Source organism: Mesorhizobium comanense, from assembly GCF_005503535.1.
Taxonomy (GTDB): domain Bacteria; phylum Pseudomonadota; class Alphaproteobacteria; order Rhizobiales; family Rhizobiaceae; genus Mesorhizobium; species Mesorhizobium comanense.
Genome location: NZ_SCNN01000022.1, coordinates 91,198 through 97,903, shown reverse-complemented (window position 1 = coordinate 97,903; position 6,706 = coordinate 91,198). Strand labels below are relative to the sequence as shown.

Below are 6,706 nucleotides of genomic sequence, written 5' to 3'. Positions count from 1 at the left end.
AACATCACGGTCGATGTCGAGCTGATCGTGCCGATCGCCATGGAAGAGAAGCTGCGCTTCGCCATCCGTGAAGGCGGCCGCACCGTCGGTGCCGGCATCGTCGTCACCATCAAAGAGTAATTTGGACTTAAACCGATCTGTCGCGGGCGCGGTAGTTGCCCGCGCCGCGCCAGAACAAGGAATTGACGCATGAACGGACAGAATATCCGCATCCGCCTGAAGGCGTTTGATCACCGGGTGCTCGACGCCTCGACGCGCGAAATCGTGTCGACCGCAAAGCGCACCGGGGCCAACGTCCGCGGTCCCATTCCGCTGCCGACGCGGATCGAGAAGTTTACGGTTAACCGGTCGCCCCACGTCGACAAGAAGAGCCGCGAGCAGTTCGAGATGCGCACGCACAAGCGTCTGCTCGACATCGTCGATCCGACCCCGCAGACCGTCGATGCTTTGATGAAGCTCGATCTGGCCGCCGGCGTCGACGTCGAGATCAAGCTCTAAGGGAATGAGAGCGCGGTAAGGGGCGGTGCCCCTGGCCCGGAACTCTAAAGGAATTGAACCGATGCGTTCAGGTGTGATTGCAAAGAAGGTGGGAATGACCCGCATCTACAACGATGCCGGGGAACATGTTCCCGTCACCGTTCTCCAGATGGAGAACTGCCAGGTCGTGGCGCAGCGCACGCAGGAGAAGAATGGCTACACCGCCGTTCAGCTCGGCGTTGGCCTCGCCAAGGTGAAGAACACGTCGAAGGCGATGCGCGGCCATTTCGCGACCGCCTCCGTCGAGCCGAAGGCGAAGCTCGCCGAGTTCCGCGTCTCGGCCGATAACATGATCGATGTCGGCGCCGAGCTGACCGTCGACCATTTTGTCGCCGGCCAGAAGGTCGATGTCACCGGCACGACGATCGGCAAGGGTTTCCAGGGCGTCATCAAGCGTCACCACATGGGTGGTGGTCGCGCGACCCACGGTAACTCGGTGTCGCACCGCACGCACGGTTCGACCGGCCAGCGCCAGGACCCCGGCAAGGTGTTCAAGGGCAAGAAGATGGCCGGCCACATGGGCGACACGCGCGTCACGACGCAGAACGTCGAGATCGTCTCGACCGATGCCGACCGCGGTCTGATCCTGATCCGCGGCGCGGTCCCGGGCGTCAAGGGCGCCTGGATCCTGGTTCGCGACGCCGCCAAGGTTGCGCTGCCGGCCAACGCGCCGAAGCCCGCCGCGATCCGCGTCGCCACGAAGAATGAGGCTCCGGCCACAGAGGGAGCGGAATAATGGATCTCAAGATCACAACGCTGGGCGGCAAGGACGCCGGCAAGGTGAAACTCTCCGAGGAGATTTTCGGCCTTGATCCGCGCGAGGACATCCTGCAGCGCGTCGTGCGCTGGCAGCTCGCCAAGAAGCAGCAGGGCACGCACAAGGCCAAGGGCCGCGCCGAGATCGCGCGCACCGGCGCCAAGATGTACAAGCAGAAGGGTACGGGCCGCGCCCGCCACCATTCGGCTCGCGCTCCGCAGTTCCGCGGCGGCGGCAAGGCCCACGGCCCGGTCGTTCGCAGCCACGAGCACGACCTGCCCAAGAAGGTCCGCGCGCTCGGCCTCAAGCATGCTCTCTCGGCCAAGGCCAAGAGCGCGTCGATCATCATCGTCGACGAGCTGAAGCTGACCGAGGCCAAGACCAAGGCGCTGGTCGCGAATTTCGCGACGCTGGGCCTGACCAACGCCCTGGTGATTGGTGGCGCCGAGCTCGATCAGAATTTCAAGCTGGCCGCGACCAACATCCCCAACATCGATGTGCTGCCCATCCAGGGCATCAACGTCTACGACATTCTGCGCCGCGGCACGCTGGTCCTTTCCAAGGCCGCCGTCGAGGCTCTCGAGGAGCGCTTTAAATGACCGACCTTCGTCACTACGACGTGATCGTCAGCCCGGCGATCACCGAAAAGTCGACCATGGCTTCCGAGCAGAACCAGGTCGTCTTCAACGTCGCCAAGAAGGCGTCGAAGCCGGAAATCAAGGCCGCCGTCGAAGCGCTGTTCGGCGTCAAGGTGACGGCCGTGAACACGCTTGTCCGCAAGGGCAAGATCAAGCGCTTCCGCGGCACGATCGGCCGCCAGAGCGACGTCAAGAAGGCGATTGTGACGCTGGCCGACGGCCAGTCGATCGACGTCGCGACGGGTCTCTGAGCAAGGCCGCGAGGACAAGAACATGGCACTGAAAAAATTCAACCCGGTAACGCCGAGCACCCGCCAGCTGGTCATCGTCGACCGCTCGGGCCTCTACAAGGGCAAGCCTGTCAAGGGCCTGACCGAAGGCCTGACCAAGTCGGGCGGCCGCAACAATTACGGTCGCATCACGGCCCGCTTCATCGGCGGTGGTCACAAGCGTTCGTACCGCATCATCGACTTCAAGCGCCGCAAGTTCGACGTTGTCGGCACGGTCGAGCGTATCGAATACGATCCGAACCGCACCGCCTTCATCGCGCTGATCAAGTATGACGATGGCGAGCTGTCCTACATCATCGCCCCGCAGCGCCTTGCCGCCGGCGACAAGATCGTGGCCGGCGAAGCGGTCGACGTGAAGCCGGGCAATGCGATGCCGCTGGCCTCGATGCCGGTCGGCACGATCGTCCACAACATCGAGCTGAAGCCGGGCAAGGGTGGCCAGGTCGCCCGTTCGGCTGGCGGCTACGCCCAGCTCGTCGGCCGCGACCAGGGCATGGCGATCCTGCGCCTCAACTCGGGCGAGCAGCGCGTCGTTCACGGTTCCTGCATGGCTACCGTCGGCGCCGTGTCGAACCCCGACCACGGCAACATCAACGACGGCAAGGCCGGCCGCACGGTCTGGCGCGGCAAGCGCCCGCACAACCGCGGCGTGACCATGAACCCGGTCGACCATCCGCATGGCGGTGGTGAAGGCCGCACCTCCGGTGGCCGTCATCCGGTCAGCCCGTGGGGCAAGCCGACCAAGGGCAAGAAGACGCGGTCCAACAAGGCGACCGACAAGTTCATCCTGCGCTCGCGCCATCAGCGCAAGAGCTAAGAAGAGGTAACGCCAAGTGACTCGTTCTATTTGGAAAGGCCCCTTCATCGACGGCTACCTTCTCAAGAAGGTGGACAAGGTTCGTGAAGGTGGTCGCAATGAGGTGATCAAGATGTGGAGCCGCCGCTCCACCATCCTGCCGCAGTTCGTCGGCTTCACCTTCGGTGTCTACAACGGCCAGAAGCATGTTCCCGTCTCCGTGAACGAGGACATGGTCGGTCATAAGTTCGGTGAATTCGCTCCGACGCGGACCTATTACGGTCACGGCGCGGATAAGAAGGCGAAGAGGAAATAATCATGGGCAAGGCCAAAGCTCCGCGCAGGCTTGCTGACAACGAAGCGCGCGCCGTTCTGCGCACGATCCGTATCAGCCCGCAGAAGCTGAACCTGGTTGCCGCGCTGATCCGCGGCAAAAAGGTCGCGACAGCGCTTTCCGACCTCGAATTCTCGGCCAAGCGGATTTCCGGCACGGTCAAGAAGACGCTGGAATCGGCGATCGCCAACGCGGAAAACAACCACGACCTCGATGTCGATGCGCTGGTGGTGGCGGAAGCCTATGTCGGCAAGTCGATCGTCATGAAGCGGTTCCACGCTCGTGGCCGTGGTCGCGCCAGCCGCATCGAGAAGCCGTTCTCGCACCTCACGATCGTCGTTCGTGAAGTCGAAGAAAAAGGGGAGGCCGCATAATGGGCCAGAAAGTCAATCCGATCGGTCTTCGCCTCGGCATCAACCGGACCTGGGATTCGCGCTGGTTCGCGAACACCGGCGAGTACGGCAAGCTGCTGCATGAAGACATCAAGATCCGCAAGTATCTCGAGAAGGAGCTGAAGCAGGCCGCCATCTCGAAGGTCGTGATCGAGCGCCCGCACAAGAAGTGCCGCGTCACCATCCACGCCGCGCGTCCGGGTCTGATCATCGGTAAGAAGGGCGCCGACATCGAAAAGCTTCGCAAGAAGCTGATGGAGATGACGAAGTCCGAAACGCACCTCAACATCGTCGAAGTGCGCAAGCCCGAGATCGATGCGACGCTGGTTGCCCAGTCGATCGCCCAGCAGCTCGAGCGCCGCATCGCGTTCCGCCGCGCCATGAAGCGCGCCGTTCAGTCGGCGATGCGCCTCGGTGCCGAAGGCATCCGCATCAACTGCTCGGGACGTCTGGGCGGCGCCGAAATCGCGCGCATGGAATGGTATCGCGAAGGCCGCGTGCCGCTGCATACGCTGCGCGCCGATGTCGACTACGGCACGGCGGAAGCGAATACGGCGTACGGCATCTGCGGTGTCAAGGTCTGGGTGTTCAAGGGCGAGATCCTCGAGCATGACCCGATGGCATCGGAGCGTCGCGCCACCGAAGGTGACAACGCACATGGCGGCAGCGGTGGTGGTGATCGCGAACGCGGTCGTCGTCGCGAGAACGCCTGATACATTTAGGAATTTGGAGTTAGAACGATGCTGCAGCCAAAGCGCACAAAGTTCCGCAAGCAGTTCAAGGGCCGCATCCATGGTACCGCCAAGGGCGGCACCAACCTGGATTTCGGTGGTTTCGGGCTGAAGGCGCTTGAGCCGAACCGCGTCACCGCGCGTGAGATCGAGGCGGCCCGCCGCGCGATCACTCGTGAAATGAAGCGCGCCGGTCGCGTCTGGATCCGTATTTTCCCGGATCTGCCGGTGACTTCGAAGCCGACCGAAGTCCGTATGGGTAAAGGTAAGGGCGCGGTCGATTACTGGGCGGCGCGCGTCAAGCCGGGCCGCATCATGTTCGAGATCGACGGCGTCAGTGAAGAAACCGCCCGCGAGGCGCTGCGTCTCGGCGCGGCCAAGCTCTCGGTCAGGACGCGCTTCGTACAGCGCATCGCAGAATAAGGACGGGCTGAACCATGAAAGCCGAAGATATCCGGACCAAGACTCAGGACCAGCTGACCGACGACCTGGCGGCCCTCAAGAAGGAGCAGTTCAACCTGCGCTTCCAGAAGGCCACCGGCCAGCTTGAGAAGACCGCTCGCGTGAAGCAGGTCCGCAAGGACATCGCGCGCATCAAGACCATCGCTGCGGAAAAGTCCGCGGCCAAGAAGGCTTAAGGACGAAAACCATGCCAAAGCGCATTTTGCAGGGCACCGTCGTCAGCGACAAGAACGAGAAGACGGTTGTCGTTAAGGTCGAACGGCGCTTCACGCATCCCGTGATGAAGAAGACCGTGCGCATGACCAAGAAGTACAAGGCGCACGACGAGAACAACGCCCACAAGGTTGGCGATCAGGTGTTCATCCAGGAATCGAAGCCGATTTCCAAGGACAAGCGCTGGATCGTCGTATCCTCGGATCAGGCGTAAACAAACGAATTTTGGACAGACCGGGGAGGGGCTTCGAGCCCATCCCGTTAGAAAAGAAGAAGGCGGCCAGTCATGATTCAGATGCAAACAAACCTCGACGTCGCGGATAATTCCGGCGCTCGTCGTGTCATGTGCATCAAGGTGCTGGGCGGCTCGAAGCGGAAATACGCTTCCGTGGGCGACATCATCGTGGTGTCGATCAAGGAAGCCATTCCGCGCGGCCGCGTGAAGAAGGGCGATGTGATGAAGGCGGTCGTGGTTCGCACGGCCAAGGACATCCGCCGCCCGGACGGCAGCGTGATCCGTTTCGACAAGAACGCGGCCGTTCTCGTCGACAATAAGAAAGAGCCGATCGGCACGCGTATCTTCGGACCGGTTCCGCGCGAACTCCGCGCCAAGAACCACATGAAGATCATCTCGCTCGCGCCTGAAGTGCTGTAAGGAGCCGGACCAATGCAAAAGATCAGAAAAGGCGACAAGGTCGTCGTGCTTGCCGGCAAGGACAAGGGCCGTACGGGCGAAGTCCTTTCGGTGCAGCCGAAGGACGACACCGCGCTGGTGCGTGGTGTCAACATGATCCGTCGTCACCAGAAGCAGACCCAGTCCCAAGAGGGCGGGATCATCACCAAGGAAGCGCCGATCAACCTGTCGAACATCGCGCTGGCCGACCCCAAGGATGGCAAGCCGACCCGCGTCGGTTTCATCTTCCAGAAGGACGGCAAGAAAGTGCGCGTCGCCAAGCGCTCGGGAGAAGTCATCAATGGCTAAGGCTGAAACCAAGCAGGCGGCTGCCAACAACGTGCCCCGTCTCAAGAAGGTCTACAACGAGACCATCCGCAAGGCGTTGCAGGAGCAGTTCGGCTACGACAACGACATGCAGGTTCCGCGCCTCGACAAGATCGTGCTGAACATGGGTGTCGGCGAAGCGACCGCCGATTCCAAGAAGCCTTCGGTCGCCGCCGAGGACCTGGCGATGATCGCCGGCCAGAAGGCCGTCGTCACCCGCGCCCGCAACTCGATCGCGGGCTTCAAGGTCCGCGAGAACATGCCGATCGGTGCCAAGGTCACGCTGCGCAAGGAACGCATGTACGAGTTCCTCGACCGCCTCGTGAACATCGCGCTGCCGCGCGTTCGCGACTTTCGCGGACTGAACCCCAAGAGCTTTGACGGCCGTGGCAACTACGCCATGGGCATCAAGGAGCACATCGTGTTCCCGGAGATCAACTACGACAAGGTTGATCAGATCTGGGGCATGGACGTCATCGTTTGTACGACTGCGAAGACGGACGACGAAGCCAGGGCATTGCTCAAGGCCTTCAACTTCCCCTTCCGCCAGTAACGG

At 62.1% G+C, this 6,706-nt stretch carries 15 protein-coding genes; all 15 read left to right on the top strand.

Features of this window, described 5'->3' with window-relative positions; all coding sequences use genetic code 11:
- On the top strand, positions 1-120 hold a 120-nt coding region (locus FFS37_RS28360), incomplete at its 5' end, for an EF-Tu C-terminal domain-related protein (RefSeq protein ID WP_456299330.1).
- A 69-nt stretch (positions 121-189) separates the two neighbouring features.
- Positions 190-498 carry a 30S ribosomal protein S10 gene (gene rpsJ / locus FFS37_RS28355; RefSeq protein WP_006205468.1) on the top strand — a complete coding sequence of 103 codons (309 nt, stop codon included), beginning with the start codon at positions 190-192 and terminating at the stop codon, positions 496-498.
- Between the two features lie 61 nt (positions 499-559).
- Positions 560-1,273 carry a 50S ribosomal protein L3 gene (gene rplC / locus FFS37_RS28350; RefSeq protein ID WP_137934274.1) on the top strand — a complete coding sequence of 238 codons (714 nt, stop codon included), beginning with the start codon at positions 560-562 and terminating at the stop codon, positions 1,271-1,273.
- Positions 1,273-1,893, top strand: coding sequence for a 50S ribosomal protein L4 (gene rplD, locus FFS37_RS28345; protein ID WP_137934273.1), 621 nt, complete (start codon positions 1,273-1,275; stop codon positions 1,891-1,893). The genes rplC and rplD overlap by 1 nt, the downstream gene beginning before the upstream one ends.
- Complete coding sequence (locus FFS37_RS28340) at positions 1,890-2,183, top strand: 50S ribosomal protein L23 (protein ID WP_115143199.1); 294 nt, start codon at positions 1,890-1,892, stop codon at positions 2,181-2,183. The genes rplD and FFS37_RS28340 overlap by 4 nt, the downstream gene beginning before the upstream one ends.
- 22 nt (positions 2,184-2,205) lie before the next feature.
- Positions 2,206-3,039, top strand: coding sequence for a 50S ribosomal protein L2 (gene rplB, locus FFS37_RS28335; RefSeq protein ID WP_010909276.1), 834 nt, complete (start codon positions 2,206-2,208; stop codon positions 3,037-3,039).
- 16 nt (positions 3,040-3,055) lie between these two features.
- Positions 3,056-3,334, top strand: a complete 279-nt coding sequence (rpsS, locus tag FFS37_RS28330; RefSeq protein ID WP_006205463.1) for a 30S ribosomal protein S19 — start codon at positions 3,056-3,058, stop codon at positions 3,332-3,334.
- Between the two features lie 2 nt (positions 3,335-3,336).
- Positions 3,337-3,726: a 50S ribosomal protein L22 gene (gene rplV, locus FFS37_RS28325; protein ID WP_010909277.1), complete on the top strand. Its 390-nt coding sequence runs from the start codon at positions 3,337-3,339 to the stop codon at positions 3,724-3,726.
- On the top strand, positions 3,726-4,457 hold the full coding sequence (gene rpsC / locus FFS37_RS28320) for a 30S ribosomal protein S3 (RefSeq protein ID WP_137934272.1): 732 nt from the start codon (positions 3,726-3,728) through the stop codon (positions 4,455-4,457). Before rplV ends, rpsC begins: the two co-directional genes overlap by 1 nt.
- Before the next feature lie 27 nt (positions 4,458-4,484).
- Positions 4,485-4,898, top strand: a complete 414-nt coding sequence (gene rplP, locus FFS37_RS28315; RefSeq protein ID WP_010909279.1) for a 50S ribosomal protein L16 — start codon at positions 4,485-4,487, stop codon at positions 4,896-4,898.
- A 14-nt stretch (positions 4,899-4,912) separates the two neighbouring features.
- Positions 4,913-5,113: a 50S ribosomal protein L29 gene (rpmC, locus tag FFS37_RS28310; RefSeq protein ID WP_137934271.1), complete on the top strand. Its 201-nt coding sequence runs from the start codon at positions 4,913-4,915 to the stop codon at positions 5,111-5,113.
- An 11-nt stretch (positions 5,114-5,124) separates the two neighbouring features.
- Entirely contained in the window at positions 5,125-5,364 is a 240-nt protein-coding gene (gene rpsQ / locus FFS37_RS28305) for a 30S ribosomal protein S17 (RefSeq protein ID WP_010909280.1), read from the top strand.
- A gap of 72 nt (positions 5,365-5,436) precedes the next feature.
- A complete protein-coding gene (gene rplN / locus FFS37_RS28300; protein ID WP_006205457.1) occupies positions 5,437-5,805 on the top strand; it encodes a 50S ribosomal protein L14 in 369 nt (122 codons plus the stop codon).
- A gap of 12 nt (positions 5,806-5,817) precedes the next feature.
- On the top strand, positions 5,818-6,132 hold the full coding sequence (rplX, locus tag FFS37_RS28295) for a 50S ribosomal protein L24 (protein WP_137934270.1): 315 nt from the start codon (positions 5,818-5,820) through the stop codon (positions 6,130-6,132).
- The gene (rplE, locus tag FFS37_RS28290) at positions 6,125-6,703 is read left to right on the top strand and encodes a 50S ribosomal protein L5 (RefSeq protein WP_137934269.1); all 579 of its coding nucleotides are present in this window, start codon (positions 6,125-6,127) and stop codon (positions 6,701-6,703) included. Before rplX ends, rplE begins: the two co-directional genes overlap by 8 nt.
- Positions 6,704-6,706 lie beyond the last annotated feature (3 nt).

Bases quoted from the DNA above. Each gene is read 5' to 3' on its own strand.
- rpmC (WP_137934271.1), top strand. From the start codon at position 4,913: ATGAAAGCCGAAGATATCCGGACCAAGACTCAGGACCAGCTGACCGAC.
- rplP (WP_010909279.1), top strand. From the start codon at position 4,485: ATGCTGCAGCCAAAGCGCACAAAGTTCCGCAAGCAGTTCAAGGGCCGC.
- rplX (WP_137934270.1), top strand. From the start codon at position 5,818: ATGCAAAAGATCAGAAAAGGCGACAAGGTCGTCGTGCTTGCCGGCAAG.
- rplD (WP_137934273.1), top strand. From the start codon at position 1,273: ATGGATCTCAAGATCACAACGCTGGGCGGCAAGGACGCCGGCAAGGTG.
- rpsQ (WP_010909280.1), top strand. From the start codon at position 5,125: ATGCCAAAGCGCATTTTGCAGGGCACCGTCGTCAGCGACAAGAACGAG.
- rpsC (WP_137934272.1), top strand. From the start codon at position 3,726: ATGGGCCAGAAAGTCAATCCGATCGGTCTTCGCCTCGGCATCAACCGG.
- rplE (WP_137934269.1), top strand. From the start codon at position 6,125: ATGGCTAAGGCTGAAACCAAGCAGGCGGCTGCCAACAACGTGCCCCGT.
- rplC (WP_137934274.1), top strand. From the start codon at position 560: ATGCGTTCAGGTGTGATTGCAAAGAAGGTGGGAATGACCCGCATCTAC.
- rplV (WP_010909277.1), top strand. From the start codon at position 3,337: ATGGGCAAGGCCAAAGCTCCGCGCAGGCTTGCTGACAACGAAGCGCGC.
- rpsJ (WP_006205468.1), top strand. From the start codon at position 190: ATGAACGGACAGAATATCCGCATCCGCCTGAAGGCGTTTGATCACCGG.
- rplN (WP_006205457.1), top strand. From the start codon at position 5,437: ATGATTCAGATGCAAACAAACCTCGACGTCGCGGATAATTCCGGCGCT.
- FFS37_RS28340 (WP_115143199.1), top strand. From the start codon at position 1,890: ATGACCGACCTTCGTCACTACGACGTGATCGTCAGCCCGGCGATCACC.
- rplB (WP_010909276.1), top strand. From the start codon at position 2,206: ATGGCACTGAAAAAATTCAACCCGGTAACGCCGAGCACCCGCCAGCTG.